At 54.7% G+C, this 16,801-nt stretch carries 17 protein-coding genes; 11 read left to right on the forward strand and 6 right to left on the reverse strand.

The window, feature by feature from the left end:
* Nucleotides 1-15: 15 nt before the first annotated feature.
* The 6 genes from rng to csrD all read right to left on the reverse strand — a co-directional run bounded on the left by rng (nucleotide 16) and on the right by csrD (nucleotide 6,937).
* A complete protein-coding gene (gene rng / locus AC1MKH_RS21995) occupies nucleotides 16-1,485 on the reverse strand; it encodes a ribonuclease G (RefSeq protein WP_015962786.1) in 1,470 nt (489 codons plus the stop codon).
* Nucleotides 1,475-2,065, reverse strand: coding sequence for a Maf family protein (locus AC1MKH_RS22000; RefSeq protein ID WP_276221058.1), 591 nt, complete (start codon nucleotides 2,063-2,065; stop codon nucleotides 1,475-1,477). The genes rng and AC1MKH_RS22000 overlap by 11 nt, the downstream gene beginning before the upstream one ends.
* Nucleotides 2,066-2,073: 8 nt before the next feature.
* A complete protein-coding gene (gene mreD, locus AC1MKH_RS22005; protein WP_015962784.1) occupies nucleotides 2,074-2,562 on the reverse strand; it encodes a rod shape-determining protein MreD in 489 nt (162 codons plus the stop codon).
* Nucleotides 2,562-3,578 carry a rod shape-determining protein MreC gene (gene mreC / locus AC1MKH_RS22010; protein ID WP_276221060.1) on the reverse strand — a complete coding sequence of 339 codons (1,017 nt, stop codon included), beginning with the start codon at nucleotides 3,576-3,578 and terminating at the stop codon, nucleotides 2,562-2,564. The genes mreD and mreC overlap by 1 nt, the downstream gene beginning before the upstream one ends.
* 67 nt (nucleotides 3,579-3,645) lie before the next feature.
* Nucleotides 3,646-4,689: a rod shape-determining protein MreB gene (gene mreB / locus AC1MKH_RS22015; RefSeq protein WP_000913396.1), complete on the reverse strand. Its 1,044-nt coding sequence runs from the start codon at nucleotides 4,687-4,689 to the stop codon at nucleotides 3,646-3,648.
* Between the two features lie 307 nt (nucleotides 4,690-4,996).
* Entirely contained in the window at nucleotides 4,997-6,937 is a 1,941-nt protein-coding gene (gene csrD / locus AC1MKH_RS22020) for an RNase E specificity factor CsrD (protein ID WP_276221070.1), read from the reverse strand.
* Nucleotides 6,938-7,155: 218 nt separating this feature from the next.
* Between csrD and acuI the strand changes: the two genes are divergently transcribed.
* The 11 genes from acuI to fis all read left to right on the forward strand — a co-directional run bounded on the left by acuI (nucleotide 7,156) and on the right by fis (nucleotide 16,661).
* Nucleotides 7,156-8,130, forward strand: a complete 975-nt coding sequence (gene acuI, locus AC1MKH_RS22025; protein WP_276221072.1) for an acrylyl-CoA reductase (NADPH) — start codon at nucleotides 7,156-7,158, stop codon at nucleotides 8,128-8,130.
* A gap of 125 nt (nucleotides 8,131-8,255) precedes the next feature.
* Complete coding sequence (msrP, locus tag AC1MKH_RS22030) at nucleotides 8,256-9,200, forward strand: protein-methionine-sulfoxide reductase catalytic subunit MsrP (RefSeq protein WP_276221122.1); 945 nt, start codon at nucleotides 8,256-8,258, stop codon at nucleotides 9,198-9,200.
* Complete coding sequence (gene msrQ, locus AC1MKH_RS22035) at nucleotides 9,200-9,799, forward strand: protein-methionine-sulfoxide reductase heme-binding subunit MsrQ (protein WP_276221074.1); 600 nt, start codon at nucleotides 9,200-9,202, stop codon at nucleotides 9,797-9,799. The genes msrP and msrQ overlap by 1 nt, the downstream gene beginning before the upstream one ends.
* 234 nt (nucleotides 9,800-10,033) lie before the next feature.
* Nucleotides 10,034-10,486: a type II 3-dehydroquinate dehydratase gene (gene aroQ / locus AC1MKH_RS22040; protein ID WP_015962778.1), complete on the forward strand. Its 453-nt coding sequence runs from the start codon at nucleotides 10,034-10,036 to the stop codon at nucleotides 10,484-10,486.
* A 22-nt stretch (nucleotides 10,487-10,508) separates the two neighbouring features.
* Complete coding sequence (gene accB, locus AC1MKH_RS22045; protein ID WP_276221076.1) at nucleotides 10,509-10,973, forward strand: acetyl-CoA carboxylase biotin carboxyl carrier protein; 465 nt, start codon at nucleotides 10,509-10,511, stop codon at nucleotides 10,971-10,973.
* 10 nt (nucleotides 10,974-10,983) lie between these two features.
* The gene (gene accC / locus AC1MKH_RS22050; RefSeq protein WP_276221078.1) at nucleotides 10,984-12,333 is read left to right on the forward strand and encodes an acetyl-CoA carboxylase biotin carboxylase subunit; all 1,350 of its coding nucleotides are present in this window, start codon (nucleotides 10,984-10,986) and stop codon (nucleotides 12,331-12,333) included.
* A 105-nt stretch (nucleotides 12,334-12,438) separates the two neighbouring features.
* The gene (locus tag AC1MKH_RS22055; RefSeq protein WP_149464043.1) at nucleotides 12,439-12,681 is read left to right on the forward strand and encodes a YhdT family protein; all 243 of its coding nucleotides are present in this window, start codon (nucleotides 12,439-12,441) and stop codon (nucleotides 12,679-12,681) included.
* Nucleotides 12,671-14,122, forward strand: a complete 1,452-nt coding sequence (gene panF / locus AC1MKH_RS22060) for a sodium/pantothenate symporter (RefSeq protein ID WP_276221080.1) — start codon at nucleotides 12,671-12,673, stop codon at nucleotides 14,120-14,122. Before AC1MKH_RS22055 ends, panF begins: the two co-directional genes overlap by 11 nt.
* A gap of 11 nt (nucleotides 14,123-14,133) precedes the next feature.
* Nucleotides 14,134-15,015: a 50S ribosomal protein L11 methyltransferase gene (gene prmA / locus AC1MKH_RS22065; protein WP_276221082.1), complete on the forward strand. Its 882-nt coding sequence runs from the start codon at nucleotides 14,134-14,136 to the stop codon at nucleotides 15,013-15,015.
* 359 nt (nucleotides 15,016-15,374) lie between these two features.
* Entirely contained in the window at nucleotides 15,375-16,340 is a 966-nt protein-coding gene (dusB, locus tag AC1MKH_RS22070; protein ID WP_442961907.1) for a tRNA dihydrouridine synthase DusB, read from the forward strand.
* A gap of 24 nt (nucleotides 16,341-16,364) precedes the next feature.
* Nucleotides 16,365-16,661, forward strand: a complete 297-nt coding sequence (gene fis / locus AC1MKH_RS22075; protein ID WP_000462905.1) for a DNA-binding transcriptional regulator Fis — start codon at nucleotides 16,365-16,367, stop codon at nucleotides 16,659-16,661.
* The last annotated feature ends 140 nt before the right edge of the window (nucleotides 16,662-16,801 follow it).

Below are 16,801 nucleotides of genomic sequence, written 5' to 3' on the forward strand. Positions count from 1 at the left end.
GCCTGGCAGGCTGCTTTACATCATAACCACATCAAACTGCTCTGGATTGTAGAGCGGTTCAATTTGTACTTTTACCTGCTTGCCGACGAAGATTTCAACTTCCGCCAGCGCGTGCGACTCATCGCCTTTCAGGGTTTCCGCCACCGACGGTGACGCATACACCAGGAAACGATCGGAATCATACGCATGATGCACGCGCACAATTTCACGCATGATCTCATAACATACCGTCTCAACAGTTTTCACCGTTCCGCGTCCATGACACGTCGGGCACTGATTGCAAAGCACATGCTCCACGCTTTCACGGGTGCGCTTACGGGTCATCTCCACCAGTCCAAGCTGAGAGAAGCCATTAATGCTGGTTTTCACGCGATCTTTGCTCAGCGCCTGCTCCAGCGAGTGCAGCACGCGACGGCGGTGATCTTCATTATTCATATCGATAAAGTCGATGATGATAATGCCGCCCAGATTACGCAGGCGCAGCTGGCGCGCGATAGCCTGGGTCGCTTCAATGTTGGTATTGAAGATAGTGTCGTCGAGATTACGGTGGCCGACAAACGCGCCGGTGTTGATATCCACCGTGGTCATCGCTTCGGTCTGATCGATAATCAGATAGCCGCCCGATTTCAGTTCAACTTTACGTTCCAGCGCGCGCTGAATTTCATTTTCGACGTCAAAGAGATCGAAAATCGGCTGATGGCCGGTGTAGTGCTCCAGCTTACTGGTCATTTCCGGAATGTATTCGGCGGTAAATTCCAGCAGCGCTTCATAAGTCAGACGCGAATCAACGCGAATGCGGTCAAGCTGGGCATCGGCGAAATCACGCAGCACACGCTGCGCCAGCGCCAGTTCACCGTACATCTGATAACGCGTCTGATGGCGTTTTTTACGCTCCATCACTTTGGTCCACACGCGTTTGAGGTACGCGGCGTCAGAGGCTAAATCCTCTTCGCACACGCCTTCTGCCGCCGTACGAATGATAAACCCGCCCTGCTCGTCGCAGTATTCCGCCACCACCTTTTTCAGGCGTTCACGTTCGGCTTCGCTTTCAATACGTTGGGAGACACCGACGTGGGACGCGCCAGGCATAAAGACCAGATAACGGGAAGGGAGCGTGATATCGGTTGTCAGACGCGCGCCTTTGGTACCGAGCGGATCTTTCACCACCTGCACCATGAGGTCCTGCCCCTGACGCACCAGCTCAGAGATGTCGCGCACGGTGAACTGTTTTTGTTCCTCGCCCGCCACGCACTCGGTGTGCGGCATGATATCGGAGGCGTGAAGGAATGCGGCCTTATCCAGACCAATATCTACAAATGCCGCCTGCATCCCTGGCAATACCCGACTGACACGACCCTTGTAGATATTGCCTACTATTCCGCGTCGCGCTTCACGCTCAATATGAATTTCCTGCAAAATGCCGCCATCGATATACGCCACACGCGTTTCGGATGGCGTCACATTTACTAATAATTCAGCCGTCATGTTTATCCCTTTCCTCACGTAGTGAGTTAAAGTTACTGAGCAACTCATACGTTTCCACCAGCGGTAAGCCGACTACGGCGTGATAGCTGCCATTTATCTTCCTGACAAAACAGCCACCCAACCCTTGAATACCGTATGCACCTGCTTTATCTAAAGGTTCACCGCTGGCAACGTAGCCTGCGATATCGTGTTCGGAAAGTACTCTGAACGTCACATCGGTGACCACCAGCGCGTCGAGCGTGTTCTGGCGGTCTGCCAGCGCGACGGCGGTCATCACCTGATGCGTTTCCCCTGAAAGCTTGCCCAGCATCTCTGCCGCATGGGCGGCATCACGCGGTTTCTCCAGCACTTCGCCATTGAGGATAACTATAGTATCCGCGCCCAGAACCGGGAGGTCTTGATTGACCATCACCACCCCGGCCTGTGCTTTTTCTCGCGCCAGCCGCGTCACGTATTGCTGCGCGCTTTCCTGCGGACGGCGCTGCTCTTCAATGCCTGGAACGATTTTTTCAAACGCCACACCCAGTTGGGTGAGCAGTTCCTGGCGACGCGGGGAGCCTGAAGCGAGATAAATTTTCATAACGACCTTTATTGCACGGCGAATTGCTGACGAACTTTGCGCATCAGGAGGAAGATCCACGGCCAGAGTACGCCATTGACTACACTACTCCAGAATACTTCCGGTCGGAAAGAGACGTTGATCACTAAAAACTCTGACCAGAAAACAATAATATCCGTGGCAAGCGATAACAGAATGACGACCAGCGCCTGCTGCCAGAGCGCCAGATTACGAAACAGCTGATACTTGAGCACCACCAGATACGCCACGATACTCAACGACAGCGCGCGCACGCCGAGCGTTGAACCGCTGATGAGATCCAGAATCGCGCCCATCACAAAACCCGTACCGACATTCACCCGATGCGGCAGCGCCAGTGACCAGTAAAGCAGGATGAGCAGAACCCAGTTGGGCCGGAAAACAATAATGTTGTCCGGCCAGGGCATCACTTGTAGCAGCAGTGCGATAAGAAACGAGAGCCAGATTACCCAGCGTCCCTGGCTACGGTAACTTGCCACTATGGCCCTCCCTGAGGGGAGAGCTCAGTAGGCTGGGTTTCCGCAGGCGAGGTTGCAAGCCCCGTGGCAGGCGCAGGAACCGGCGTTGGCGGCCCCATGGAATCCGGGGATGGCAACACCTGTGGCATCATCTGCATCAGACGTTCGTTAGCCACGCGATGCACATCTTCCGGCGTCATCGGGTTCGCGCCGTTACGATCGGCGCCCCACAGCAGCAGCAGATAGCGCAGACGCTGTAAGCCGGCGGTTGGACGCGCCTGAATCACGGTGTACGCGCGCTGGGTATCGAGCTTCACGGAGGAGACTACCGCAACCGGATACCCTTCCGGGAAACGACCGCCGAGGCCTGACGTCACCAGCACGTCGCCGACGCGGATATCCGTGTTGGCAGGCAGGTGTTCAAGCTGGAGATCGTCGGTGCAGCCGTTACCGGCGGCAATCACGCGGATGTCGTTACGCAGCACCTGAATCGGCAGCGCATGTGTAGCATCGCAAATCAACAGGACGCGGCTGGTCAGTTTGGCGACGGCCACCACCTGGCCGACAACGCCTTTGTCGCTGATGACCGGCTGGCCTTCATAGACGCCATTGACGCTGCCTTTGTCGATAACCACCTGATCGCTGTACGGATCGTTAACGGTGGAGATCACCTGCGTCACCATTTTCTGCTCATCCTGACGCAGCGGCGAACCCAGCAATTCACGTAAGCGGGCGTTTTCTTGTTTGTACTGACCCAGCATCAGCAGGTCGCTGTTTTTCAGCAGCAGTTCCTGGCGAAGTGCCCGGTTTTCAAGTTCGAGTTGGTCACGTGAGGCCAGCGTTTGCGACACGCTGTCGAGTAATTCACGGGGACCATTGGAGACAAAATAGAAAGGACTGACGGCGGTATCCATGTACGTTCGGATTTGACTGAACGTACCGAGGCGGCTGTCGGCGATGATAACGCCAAGCGCGATCAGAACCGCCAGGATAAGGCGAATCTGTAGCGACGGGCCACGGCTAAAAATGGGCTTCATAGGCTATGCGTATTCTCGTGTCAGTAAAATCAAGGGTAGCCCGAAAGCTACCCCGGACTCAGGCTGACTACTCTTCGCTAAACAAGTCGCCGCCGTGCATATCGATCATTTCCAGCGCTTTGCCGCCACCGCGCGCCACACAGGTCAGCGGATCTTCAGCAACAACGACAGGAATGCCCGTTTCTTCCATTAACAGGCGGTCAAGGTTACGCAGCAGCGCACCACCACCGGTCAGAACCATACCGCGTTCGGAGATGTCGGACGCCAGTTCCGGCGGACACTGTTCCAGTGCAACCATGACGGCGCTTACGATACCGGTCAGCGGCTCTTGCAGCGCTTCGAGGATTTCGTTGGAGTTCAGGGTGAAACCGCGTGGTACGCCTTCAGCCAGGTTACGGCCACGTACTTCGATTTCACGCACTTCGTCGCCCGGGTAAGCGGAGCCAATTTCGTGCTTGATGCGCTCTGCGGTAGCTTCACCGATCAGAGAGCCGTAGTTACGACGCACGTAGTTAATGATAGCTTCATCGAAACGGTCGCCGCCGATACGTACGGAAGAGGAGTAAACCACGCCGTTCAGGGAGATAACCGCCACTTCAGTGGTACCACCACCGATATCAACCACCATAGAGCCGGTCGCTTCGGAAACCGGCAGGCCTGCGCCGATTGCCGCAGCCATCGGTTCTTCAATCAGGAACACTTCACGCGCGCCTGCGCCCTGTGCGGATTCACGAATCGCACGACGCTCAACCTGCGTGGCGCCAACCGGCACACAAACCAGTACGCGCGGGCTCGGACGCATGAAGCTGTTGCTGTGCACTTGTTTAATAAAGTGCTGCAACATTTTTTCGGTAACGAAGAAGTCAGCGATAACGCCGTCTTTCATCGGGCGGATGGCTGCGATGTTGCCAGGCGTACGACCCAGCATCTGTTTGGCGTCATGACCGACGGCAGCGACGCTTTTCGGAGAACCAGCACGATCCTGACGAATGGCCACCACGGAAGGCTCATTCAATACGATGCCTTGTCCTTTTACGTAAATCAGGGTATTCGCAGTACCCAGGTCAATGGACAGGTCATTGGAAAACATGCCACGAAATTTTTTCAACATACTAAGGGATAATCCTGAAAGCTGGGGCGGAAAACAAAATCCGCTTACTTTACCAACCACACGCAGCAGCGACAAGGCGCAAAAATCATCTGCAACGGTGAAAATTAGTGCAGTTCGTTTCCTCTGTTACAAATCCAACCTGGCTCCATCAGCGTCGGGAGTCATTAACCGTATCCCAATCTGGACTTGCAACCTGTTTCAAAGGTCGTCGACTTGCATGATGCGACATATACCCGGCGAGCAGACACGCACACCCCCGAATAAACCGCGCGCATTATTCTACGTGATAAACACGCTAAACAGCAGGTCAAACAGAGTATCTTTGCGAATATTTTTTCACATTCGTGTCAAGTGGTTGTGAAGCGGCAAAAAAATCACCTTGCCCGCCGGAAACGCCACACTCTGTCAGTACCTGCCATTCACTACGGCTCCGGATGCCCGGCGCAAAAACCTGCATGGTTGTGCCTTTCGTGGCTTCAACCAGGCTTTGCACCAGCAACTGGTTTTGACTCCGCTTCTCAATATTGCGCACCAGGCTTGGGTCAAGCTTGATGAGTTCAACCTCAAGTTGCTTGATCCAACTGGTGCTCACCAGGGTTAAACCTGCCTGTATAACGGCGATCCTGGCCCCTAATGCGTTAATCAAACGCACGACGGGCTGCAAACGGCTGATATATTGACAAACATCCGCCTCTGCAAGTTCAAAAATAATCCGTTTGCGTTGCGATTTTTCGCATTGCATTAAAGCATCACGCAGCCAGCGCTGAAAGCGCGGGCGAATGAGTGACTCAACCGACACCTGCAACGCCAGGTTTTCCTCCGGCCAGAAATTCAGGAACGGCAGCACGCGGTTTATCTGCAAGCGGTCGTACTCTTCCATCAGGCCGAACTCCAGCACCATCGGCAGATACTCTGCGGCAATCACCTCTTCAGTGCCGTCATAGATGCGGCAAATCAGCTCCCGGTGATGCACGCGGCCATTAAGCGTGACCGCCGGTTTCTGATACAGACGCGGGCCGCCGCGTCGTAACATCTGTTCGATGAGCGTACGCCAGCGCACATTCCCGCGCCCTTTCTCCGGCAGCGAGTCATCGTAAATCGCCCAGCTATTGCTGCCCTGCAACACCGCGTTGCGCACGGCGGCTTCCGCGTGCTCCATCACCTGCTGGCTGGTTTGCCCGCTACGCCAGGCGCAGATGCCAATGTGCATCATGTCATCGCGGTCGAGAATTTTGGTTATCGGCAGCGCATCCGCCGCCTTGAGCAGTTGCCCGGCGATACTGTCGGCTTCTTTCAGGGTGCGATGCGGCAACAATACAGTAAAGTCGCTGCGGTGGTATCGCGCCAGTAATGCGCCGGGATAACGCATCATAAAGGTGGAAAGCAGGTTAATAAGCATGAAGAGGTGCTCTTCAGCCGCTTCATTGCCCCAGCGGTCGCGCAATAAATCGAGGTCCGGCAGACGAATCATCATCACAATGCCGTGCGCGCCGACGTTTTCCTGATCGTCCAGCAGCGTCGCCAGTTGATTATCAAAGAAGAGGCGGTTGCTGAGGCCGGTTTTATTATCCTGCGCGGCATAGGCGCGAATCAGCGTATCCATTCGGCTGCGCTGTTCACCGGCAAACTGAATTTCTGACAGCAGTACGTCCATCGCGCTACTGGTGCGGGCGGGCCATTCGTGAACGCTGCCTTTCACTTTCGCGCCGCGCTCGCCGTTCAGGATGCGAATGGCCCGCGATTCCAGCAGTTCTTGTCCCGCCAGTTGACGACGCAGCCAGCGCACAGCGATAAACACCATCAATACCATAAAGGCGATGGTTAGCGTCAGCGGCAGTGTGGTCATCAGCGAACGGAAGTAGTTCGCCATCGGATCCTGATACTCCAGCTTAATTTGCATGCCAGGATGCTTAACAGAATCAATCACTACTTCGCGATAGCGATAATAGCTGCCCACCGGGCGGTAGCTGCTTTTGCGCGCATGATGGTAGATGTTTTTCCCATCCTGGAGGAAATCGACACGCACCACATCCACGGGCGCCAGCATTTCATCAAGCTGCGGACCCAGTTGCTCGAAAGGCGTGGTCAGCAGGCGATTATCCAGCACCGTGGCGACCGCCTCAACGCGGCTCTTCACTTTATATTGAATGCCGTTATAAAAACTCAGCGACGAGCCAATCAACGTCACCAGGATAGTCAACCCGGTCAGCAGCGTAAAAAAAGCGGAAAATTTCGTCGTTAATCGCATCCCTGATTTAACTCCGTTGGTTAATCGTCACCCGACAAATCGCCCGGCCCCGGCTGCCCGCTCCATCAAAAGTGAGCACTAACATATCAAATGAACCCGGCATACTACCAAATCAGGGGTTTCTGGCAATTTATTGCGCCAAATCGACATAGAATTGTGTGTAGCGAGTATAGTTCTGAGAGAAATTTTACCAAACATCGAGCCATTGAGGACGGGTTATGCAGGCATTAATCTTAGAACAGCAGGACGGAAAAACCCTTGCATCGGTACAGCGCATCGACGACAGCCTGTTGCCGCAAGGGGATGTCACCGTAGATATTCAGTGGTCCAGCCTGAACTATAAAGACGCGCTGGCAATCACCGGGAAAGGCAAAATTATCCGCAACTTCCCTATGGTGCCCGGTATTGATTTCGCCGGTACGGTACACGCCAGCGACGACGCACGTTTTCAACCAGGCCAGCCCGTGCTGCTGACCGGCTGGGGCGTGGGCGAAAACCACTGGGGCGGTTTGTCTGAGCGCGCACGCGTGAAGGGTGACTGGCTGGTGCCAATGCCAAATGGGCTCGATGGCCGTAAAGCGATGATTATCGGCACCGCCGGTTTCACTGCCATGCTGTGCGTGATGGCGCTGGAAGACGCGGGCGTTCGTCCGCAAGACGGTGAAATTGTGGTTACCGGCGCCAGCGGCGGCGTAGGCAGCACCGCGGTCGCGCTACTGCATAAACTGGGTTATCAGGTGGCCGCTGTTTCAGGTCGCGAAAGCACCCACGATTACCTGCGCCAGCTGGGCGCAAACCGAATTCTGGCGCGTGATGAATTCGCAGAAACGCGCCCGCTGGAAAAACAGGTCTGGGCCGGGGCCGTCGATACCGTCGGCGATAAAGTGCTGGCGAAAGTACTGGCGCAAATGAACTACGGCGGCTGCGTGGCGGCCTGCGGCCTGGCGGGCGGTTTCGCCCTGCCGACCACCGTGATGCCGTTTATTCTGCGCAACGTCCGTTTGCAGGGCGTCGATTCAGTGATGACCCCGATTGCGCGCCGTACCGCCGCGTGGGAGCGTCTGGTGAAAGATCTGCCAGAATCGTTCTACGCCCAGAGTGCGACGGAAATCACCCTTGATAAAGCACCGCAGTTTGCCGAAGCGATTATCAACAATCAGGCGCAGGGCCGTACGCTGGTAAAAATCGCCTAATCTTCAAATTTTCGTGACATATTCGCGCGAATAACGCCTCTCCGTCATGCTTAGTACAAATGACGGAGAGGTGAAATAACGTGAAAAAATTAACCGAAGCCGACGTGACCGCAGAGTCCGTCTTTATGATGCAGCGCCGCCAGGTGCTGAAGATGTTAGGAATCAGCACCGCGGCCATTGCGCTCCCTGTCCAGGCGGGCCTCAGCGACTGGTTTAAAGGCAACGATCGCCCTCCCGCGCCTTCCGGTAAACCGCTCGATTTCAGCAAACCCGCCGAATGGCAAAACAAACTCACCTTAACGCCGGAAGATAAAGTCACCGGTTACAACAACTTTTATGAGTTCGGCCTCGATAAAGCCGACCCGGCTGCCAACGCAGGCAGTTTGCCGACCGATCCCTGGAAACTGACGATCGATGGCGAAGTGGCAAAACCGCTGACGCTCGATCACGATGACCTCACCCGCCGCTTTCCACTGGAAGAGCGCATTTACCGGATGCGTTGCGTGGAGGCCTGGTCGATGGTCGTGCCGTGGGTAGGCTTTCCTTTACATAAACTGTTATCGCTGGTTGAGCCCACCAGCAATGCAAAATATGTGGCCTTCCAGACTCTGTACGCACCTGACGTGATGCCCGGACAAAAAGACCGCTTCATCGGCGGCGGGCTGAAATATCCCTACGTTGAAGGGCTGCGACTGGATGAAGCGATGCATCCCCTCACCATGCTGACCGTCGGCGTGTATGGCAAAGCGCTGCCGCCGCAAAACGGCGCGCCCATTCGCCTCACTGTGCCGTGGAAGTATGGCTTTAAGGGCATCAAATCGATTGTCTCAATTAAGCTCACCCGTGAACGCCCGCCAACCACATGGAACCTCGCCGCAGCCGATGAATACGGGTTTTATGCCAACGTGAACCCGCACGTCGATCATCCGCGCTGGTCGCAGGCGAGTGAACGCTTTATTGGTTCCGGCGGGATTCTGGATGTGAAACGTCAGCCGACGCTGCTGTTTAATGGCTATGCCGACCAGGTGGCCTCACTCTATCGTGGGCTGGATTTGCGGGAGAATTTTTAATGCGTTTAACCGTTACACACATTCGCTGGCTGAAACTTTGCCTGCATCTTGCGGCATTTTTGCCGTTTGTCTGGCTCTTTTGGGCCGCCTCTTCCGGGCAACTCAGCGCCGACCCGGCAAAAGATATCCAGCACTTCACCGGTAGGATGGCTCTGAAATTACTGCTGGCGACCTTGTTGGTTTCCCCGCTGGCGCGCTACGCTAAACAGCCATTATTGATACGCACCCGCCGCCTGTTGGGGTTATGGTGTTTTGCATGGGCGACGTTGCATTTATGTAGCTACGCGCTGCTGGAGCTCGGTATCAACAACCTGGCGCTACTGGGCCAGGAGCTGGTGATGCGCCCCTATTTGCTGCTCGGCTTCGCCAGTTGGCTGATTTTACTGGCGCTGGCGATAACCTCGACCCAGTACATGCAGCGAAAACTGGGCCGACGCTGGCAGTTATTGCACAACTTCGTCTATCTGGTGGCGATCCTCGCACCGATTCATTATCTGTGGTCGGTAAAAATTTTATCGCCGCAGCCGCTGCTTTATGCCGTGTGCGCAGTCGCGCTTTTAGCATGGCGTTATAAGAAGTTCCGCCAGTGGTGGCGCTAGCTGCGAGATATGTGCGGTTTACCGCAAATTACTGAACTCCGTCCTGACTTTACACGAATGCGGTTGATAATCTTCCCTGATAAGACCAGTATTTAGCTGCCAAATGCTACGAAATAGTTATAATGTGCGACTTCAGTTTTCCTGACAGGGGTTTTAAGCCTCTGAAAAGGTGACAATCGCGCATCGAAGGTATATTTTGTTTTTTACCGGAGAATTGCAGGAGATAGCAGCACAATGGCAGACAAGTTTCGCATTTTGCTTTTAAACGGCCCGAACCTGAATATGCTCGGCACCCGTGAACCCGAGAAGTACGGAACGCTGACGCTTGCGCAAATCGTAAACGGTTTACAGCGTGAAGCGGAAGCACTGAACGTTGAGCTGGATCATCTGCAATCTAACGCGGAGTACGCACTCATCGACCGAATTCATCAGGCTAAAGACACTGTCGACTATATCCTGATTAATCCGGCCGCGTTTACGCACACAAGCGTTGCCCTTCGAGATGCGCTGCTGGCGGTAAGTATCCCGTTTATCGAGATTCACCTCAGCAATGTGCATGCGCGCGAACCGTTTCGCCATCATTCGTATCTGTCTGATGTCTCCGCTGGCGTTATTTGCGGGTTAGGCGCAGATGGTTATTCATACGCGTTACAGACGGCGGTAAAACGCCTGTCACAATCACACTAAACAAAGAGTACGGAACCCACTCATGGATATTCGTAAGATTAAAAAACTGATCGAGCTGGTCGAAGAGTCTGGCATTTCTGAACTGGAAATTTCTGAAGGCGAAGAGTCAGTACGCATTAGCCGTGCTACCGCCCCAGCCAGTTTCCCGATGATGCAGCAGGCTTATGCTGCTCCGGTAATGCAAGCTCAACAGGCTCCAGCCGCCACTCCGGCAGCAACAGAAGCCGCAGCGCCTGCTAAAGCGGAAATCAGTGGTCACATCGTACGTTCCCCGATGGTTGGTACTTTCTACCGTACACCAGGCCCGGAAGCGAAAGCTTTCGTGGAAGTGGGTCAGAAAGTTAACGTGGGCGACACCCTGTGCATCGTAGAAGCGATGAAAATGATGAACCAGATCGAAGCAGATAAAGCGGGCGTAGTGAAAGCCGTTCTGGTCGAAAGCGGGCAACCGGTTGAATTTGACGAGCCGCTGGTCATCATCGAGTAACGAGGCGAAGATGCTGGATAAAATTGTCATCGCTAACCGTGGCGAGATCGCACTGCGTATTCTTCGTGCCTGTAAAGAACTGGGCATCAAGACCGTCGCTGTGCACTCCACCGCGGACCGCGATTTAAAACACGTATTGCTGGCGGATGAGACGGTCTGTATTGGCCCGGCTCCCTCCGTAAAAAGCTACCTGAACATCCCGGCGATCATCAGCGCGGCTGAGATCACTGGCGCAGTAGCGATTCACCCTGGTTATGGTTTTCTCTCCGAGAACGCCAACTTTGCTGAGCAGGTTGAACGTTCTGGCTTTATCTTCATCGGGCCGAAAGCCGATACTATCCGCCTGATGGGCGATAAAGTGTCAGCGATCACCGCGATGAAAAAAGCAGGCGTCCCGACCGTACCAGGCTCCGATGGCCCGCTGGGCGACGACATGGACGCTAACCGCGCGCATGCCAAACGTATCGGTTACCCGGTCATCATCAAAGCCTCTGGCGGCGGCGGCGGTCGTGGTATGCGCGTTGTGCGCAACGATGCCGACCTGGCGCAATCCATCTCCATGACCAAAGCAGAAGCCAAAGCGGCGTTCAGCAATGACATGGTGTACATGGAAAAATATCTGGAAAACCCACGCCACGTGGAAATCCAGGTACTGGCTGATGGTCAGGGTAATGCTATCTATCTGGCGGAACGTGACTGCTCCATGCAGCGTCGCCACCAGAAAGTTGTCGAAGAAGCGCCAGCACCGGGCATCACGCCGGAACTGCGTCGCTACATCGGCGAGCGTTGTGCCAAAGCCTGTGTTGATATCGGCTATCGCGGGGCGGGTACTTTCGAGTTCCTGTTCGAAAACGGCGAGTTCTACTTCATTGAAATGAACACCCGTATTCAGGTTGAACACCCGGTTACCGAAATGATCACCGGCGTTGACCTGATCAAAGAGCAGCTGCGCATCGCCGCAGGTCAACCGCTCTCTATCAAGCAGGACGAAGTGCAGGTTCGCGGCCATGCGGTGGAATGCCGTATCAACGCCGAAGACCCGGATACCTTCCTGCCGAGCCCGGGTAAAATCACGCGCTTCCACGCGCCGGGCGGCTTTGGCGTTCGTTGGGAATCTCATATCTACGCGGGCTACACGGTACCGCCGTACTATGACTCAATGATCGGCAAACTGATTTGTTACGGTGAAACCCGCGACGTTGCGATTTCCCGTATGAAAAACGCATTGCAGGAACTGATCATCGACGGTATCAAAACCAACGTTGATTTGCAGATCCGCATCATGAATGACGAGAACTTCCAGCACGGTGGCACTAACATCCACTATCTGGAGAAAAAACTCGGTCTTCAGGAAAAATAAGCCTGCGTTGATTGAAAAAGGCCGGATATTCCGGCCTTTTGTTTTTTCCCCTCCCGCTCGCCCTCATGTACAATCCCCGCTTTCTTCATCCACAAGGGACAAAAAATGGACACGCGTTTTGTTCAGGCCCACAAAGAGGCGCGCTGGGCGCTGTGGCTGACCCTTCTTTATCTTGCTGCGTGGTTAGTGGCTGCTTACTTACCTGATTCGGCAATCGGTGTTACCGGCCTGCCGCACTGGTTTGAGATGGCCTGTCTGCTGGTCCCGCTGATTTTTATTGTGCTGTGCTGGGCAATGGTGAAACTGATTTACCGCGATATTCCGCTGGAGGATGACGATGCAGCTTGAAGTAATTCTTCCGCTTATCGCCTACCTGGTGGTGGTATTTGGCCTCTCGGTTTACGCAATGCGCAAACGGGCGACAGGTTCGTTCCTTAACGAATACTTCCTCGGCAGCCGCTCGATGGGCGGGATTGTCCTGGCAATGACGCTCACGGCCACCTACATCAGCGCCAGCTCGTTTATTGGCGGGCCGGGCGCGGCGTATAAGTATGGTCTCGGCTGGGTACTGCTGGCGATGATTCAGCTGCCTGCTGTCTGGCTGTCGCTGGGGATTCTGGGCAAGAAATTCGCCATTCTGGCGCGACGCTATAATGCCGTCACGCTAAACGATATGCTGTTTGCCCGTTATCAAAGCCGCCTGCTGGTGTGGCTGGCAAGCCTGAGTCTGCTTATCGCATTCGTCGGCGCAATGACCGTGCAGTTCATCGGCGGTGCGCGTCTGCTGGAAACGGCAGCGGGAATTCCTTACGAAACCGGCCTGCTGATTTTCGGCATCAGTATTGCGCTCTACACCGCTTTTGGCGGCTTTCGCGCCAGCGTACTCAACGACACAATGCAGGGGCTGGTGATGCTGGTTGGCACCATCGTGCTGCTGGTCGGTATCGTTCACGCCGCAGGCGGCTTGACCCATGCGGTTGAGACGCTGCAAACCATTGACCCGAAACTGGTCAGCCCGGAAGGCGCGGAAGATATCCTGTCGCCAACCTTTATGACTTCATTCTGGGTGCTGGTGTGCTTCGGGGTGATTGGCCTGCCGCACACGGCAGTGCGCTGCATCTCCTACAAAGACAGTAAAGCCGTGCACCGCGGGATTATCATCGGCACCATCGTTGTCGCCATCCTGATGTTCGGTATGCACCTGGCCGGCGCGCTGGGGCGCGCGGTGATCCCGGACTTAACCGTGCCGGATTTGGTTATCCCCACGCTGATGGTTAAAGTGCTGCCGCCGTTCGCCGCCGGGATCTTCCTTGCCGCACCGATGGCCGCCATTATGTCGACGATCAACGCCCAGTTACTGCAAAGTTCCGCTACGATCATTAAAGATCTCTATCTGAACCTGCGCCCGGAGCAGTTGCAGAACGAGCGACGCCTGAAGCGGATGTCAGCGGCGATTACCCTGATTCTGGGCGCGCTGCTGCTGCTGGCGGCATGGCGTCCACCTGAGATGATCATCTGGCTGAATCTGCTGGCCTTTGGCGGCCTGGAAGCCGTGTTCCTGTGGCCGCTGGTGCTGGGGCTTTACTGGGAACGCGCTAACGCCTCAGGCGCGCTGAGCGCGATGATCGTGGGCGGCGTGCTGTATGCCGTACTCGCGACGTTTAATATTCAGTACCTGGGCTTCCACCCGATTGTGCCTTCGTTACTGCTGAGTTTGCTGGCGTTTTTGGTCGGGAACCGTTTCGGTTCATCTGAACCACAAACTGTCGTACTGTCTACTGATAAATAAAGAGTTTTGCCATGCCATGGATCCAACTGAAACTGAACACCAGCGGCGCGAACGCTGAGGACTTAAGCGATGCGCTGATGGAAACGGGCGCCGTTTCCATCACCTTCCAGGACACCCACGATACGCCGGTATTTGAGCCGCTGCCGGGCGAAACCCGTCTGTGGGGCGATACGGACGTTATCGGCCTGTTCGACGCAGAAACCGACATGAAAGAGGTGGTTGCCGCCCTGGAACTGCATCCGCTACTGGGCGCCGGTTTTGCCCATAAAATCGAGCAACTGGAAGACAAAGACTGGGAACGCGAGTGGATGGATAACTTCCACCCGATGCGTTTCGGCGAGCGCCTGTGGATTTGCCCAAGCTGGCGCGATGTGCCGGATGCCAACGCGGTTAACGTGATGCTCGACCCAGGCCTGGCGTTTGGTACCGGGACACACCCGACAACCTCCCTGTGCTTGCAGTGGCTCGACGGGCTCGATCTGGCGGGCAAAACCGTTATCGATTTCGGCTGCGGCTCCGGCATTCTGGCCATCGCGGCGTTGAAGCTCGGCGCGGCAAAAGCCATCGGTATTGATATCGACCCGCAGGCAATTCAGGCCAGCCGCGATAACGCCGAACGTAACGGCGTCTCTGAGCGTCTGGAGCTTTATCTGCCGCAGGACCAGCCAGACGCCATGAAAGCGGATGTGGTGGTCGCTAACATCCTCGCCGGCCCGTTACGCGAGCTGGCCCCGTTAATCAGCGTGCTGCCCGTTACAGGCGGCCTGCTGGGCCTTTCCGGTATTCTGGCCAGCCAGGCGGAAAGCGTATGCGAAGCTTACGTTGACCTTTTCGACCTCGACGCGGTGGTCGAGAAAGAAGAATGGTGCCGCATCACCGGCCGTAAGAAGTAAGCCTTCAGGCGGCCTGCCCGGGCCGCCTGCTCCCCCTCATTCCTGCTGACAATGGCAATAAATGCGATCCAGATCGCACTATAGCACCCTCTTTTTGCTCATAAAAACAGCGTTTTGTGTCGTGATTGCCCGATGAGAAGTAAGAAAAAACGAGAAGTTTTACCTTTTTATCGTTGAGCACAAAATATCCATCTCGAATTAATTTCATGATTATTAAAGATATTTATTTTTTGACTATCCTTTGAGCTGCGATTCATTGATCTACAACATCTGATTGCTCAAAGTTTGGCCTTTCATCTCGTCCAAAAAATGCGTAATATACGCCGCCTTGCAGTCACAGTATGGTCATTTCTTAACTCATGCGCATCGGACACTATCAGCTCAGAAATCGCCTGATCGCAGCGCCAATGGCTGGCATCACTGACAGACCATTCCGGACGCTGTGCTATGAGATGGGAGCAGGTTTAACCGTTTCCGAGATGATGTCCTCTAACCCGCAGGTTTGGGAGAGTGATAAGTCTCGCTTACGGATGGTGCACGTTGATGAACCAGGTATCCGAACCGTGCAAATCGCCGGTAGCGTTCCTGAAGAGATGGCATGGGCCGCACGCATTAATGTGGAAAGCGGCGCCCAAATTATTGATATCAATATGGGCTGTCCAGCAAAGAAAGTGAATCGCAAGCTCGCGGGCTCAGCCCTACTGCAGTATCCGGACCAGGTGCAGTCTATCCTGACCGCGGTCGTGAAGGCAGTGGACGTTCCCGTAACACTCAAAATTCGCACTGGCTGGGCTCCTGAGCACCGTAACTGTGAAGAAATTGCCCAACTGGCTGAAGATTGTGGCATTCAGGCCCTGACGATTCACGGACGCACACGCGCCTGTTTGTTTAATGGTGAAGCTGAGTACGACAGTATTCGGGCAGTTAAGCAGAAAGTTTCCATTCCGGTTATCGCGAATGGCGACATTACTGACCCGCTTAAAGCCAGAGCTGTACTGGACTATACGGGGGCTGATGCCCTGATGATAGGCCGCGCAGCTCAGGGAAGACCCTGGATCTTTCGGGAAATCCAGCATTATCTGGACACTGGGGAGCTGCTGCCCCCTCTGCCTCTGGCAGAGATTAAGCGCTTACTTTGTGCGCATGTTCGGGAGTTGCACGACTTTTATGGTCAGGCAAAAGGGTACCGAATTGCACGCAAACACGTCTCCTGGTATCTCCAGGAGCACGCTCCAGATGACCAGTTTCGGCGCACATTCAACGCCATTGAGGATGCCAGCGAACAGCTGGAGGCGTTGGAGGCATACTTCGAAAATTTTGCGTAATAGAAATAAAGAGCTGACAGAACTATGTTCGAACAACGCGTAAATTCTGACGTACTGACCGTTTCAACCGTTAACTCTCAGGATCAGGTAACTCAAAAGCCCCTGCGTGACTCGGTTAAACAGGCACTGAAGAACTATTTTGCTCAACTGAATGGTCAGGATGTTAATGATCTGTATGAGCTGGTACTGGCTGAAGTAGAACAGCCCCTGTTGGACATGGTGATGCAATACACCCGCGGTAACCAAACCCGTGCTGCTCTCATGATGGGGATCAACCGCGGTACGCTGCGTAAAAAACTGAAAAAATACGGCATGAACTAAGTTTCATTCATGACGGATAAAAAGGCGCTACTCGGCATGGGGACGCGCCTTTTTTATTGTCTGTAAAACCGCTCTTCCCCCGCTTTCCTGCCCTTCATTTTCGTGTATATTGCTGCCATTCACGTTACCAATACCAGGGT

This window comes from Pseudocitrobacter sp. CD920760, from assembly GCF_057782505.1.

Coding starts and splice junctions, on each gene's coding strand:
- rng (WP_015962786.1), bottom strand. CDS start 1,485: ATGACGGCTGAATTATTAGTAAATGTGACGCCATCCGAAACGCGTGTG.
- AC1MKH_RS22000 (WP_276221058.1), bottom strand. CDS start 2,065: ATGAAAATTTATCTCGCTTCAGGCTCCCCGCGTCGCCAGGAACTGCTC.
- mreC (WP_276221060.1), bottom strand. CDS start 3,578: ATGAAGCCCATTTTTAGCCGTGGCCCGTCGCTACAGATTCGCCTTATC.
- mreB (WP_000913396.1), bottom strand. CDS start 4,689: ATGTTGAAAAAATTTCGTGGCATGTTTTCCAATGACCTGTCCATTGAC.
- csrD (WP_276221070.1), bottom strand. CDS start 6,937: ATGCGATTAACGACGAAATTTTCCGCTTTTTTTACGCTGCTGACCGGG.
- acuI (WP_276221072.1), top strand. CDS start 7,156: ATGCAGGCATTAATCTTAGAACAGCAGGACGGAAAAACCCTTGCATCG.
- msrP (WP_276221122.1), top strand. CDS start 8,256: ATGATGCAGCGCCGCCAGGTGCTGAAGATGTTAGGAATCAGCACCGCG.
- msrQ (WP_276221074.1), top strand. CDS start 9,200: ATGCGTTTAACCGTTACACACATTCGCTGGCTGAAACTTTGCCTGCAT.
- aroQ (WP_015962778.1), top strand. CDS start 10,034: ATGGCAGACAAGTTTCGCATTTTGCTTTTAAACGGCCCGAACCTGAAT.
- accB (WP_276221076.1), top strand. CDS start 10,509: ATGGATATTCGTAAGATTAAAAAACTGATCGAGCTGGTCGAAGAGTCT.
- accC (WP_276221078.1), top strand. CDS start 10,984: ATGCTGGATAAAATTGTCATCGCTAACCGTGGCGAGATCGCACTGCGT.
- AC1MKH_RS22055 (WP_149464043.1), top strand. CDS start 12,439: ATGGACACGCGTTTTGTTCAGGCCCACAAAGAGGCGCGCTGGGCGCTG.
- panF (WP_276221080.1), top strand. CDS start 12,671: ATGCAGCTTGAAGTAATTCTTCCGCTTATCGCCTACCTGGTGGTGGTA.
- prmA (WP_276221082.1), top strand. CDS start 14,134: ATGCCATGGATCCAACTGAAACTGAACACCAGCGGCGCGAACGCTGAG.
- dusB (WP_442961907.1), top strand. CDS start 15,375: ATGCGCATCGGACACTATCAGCTCAGAAATCGCCTGATCGCAGCGCCA.
- fis (WP_000462905.1), top strand. CDS start 16,365: ATGTTCGAACAACGCGTAAATTCTGACGTACTGACCGTTTCAACCGTT.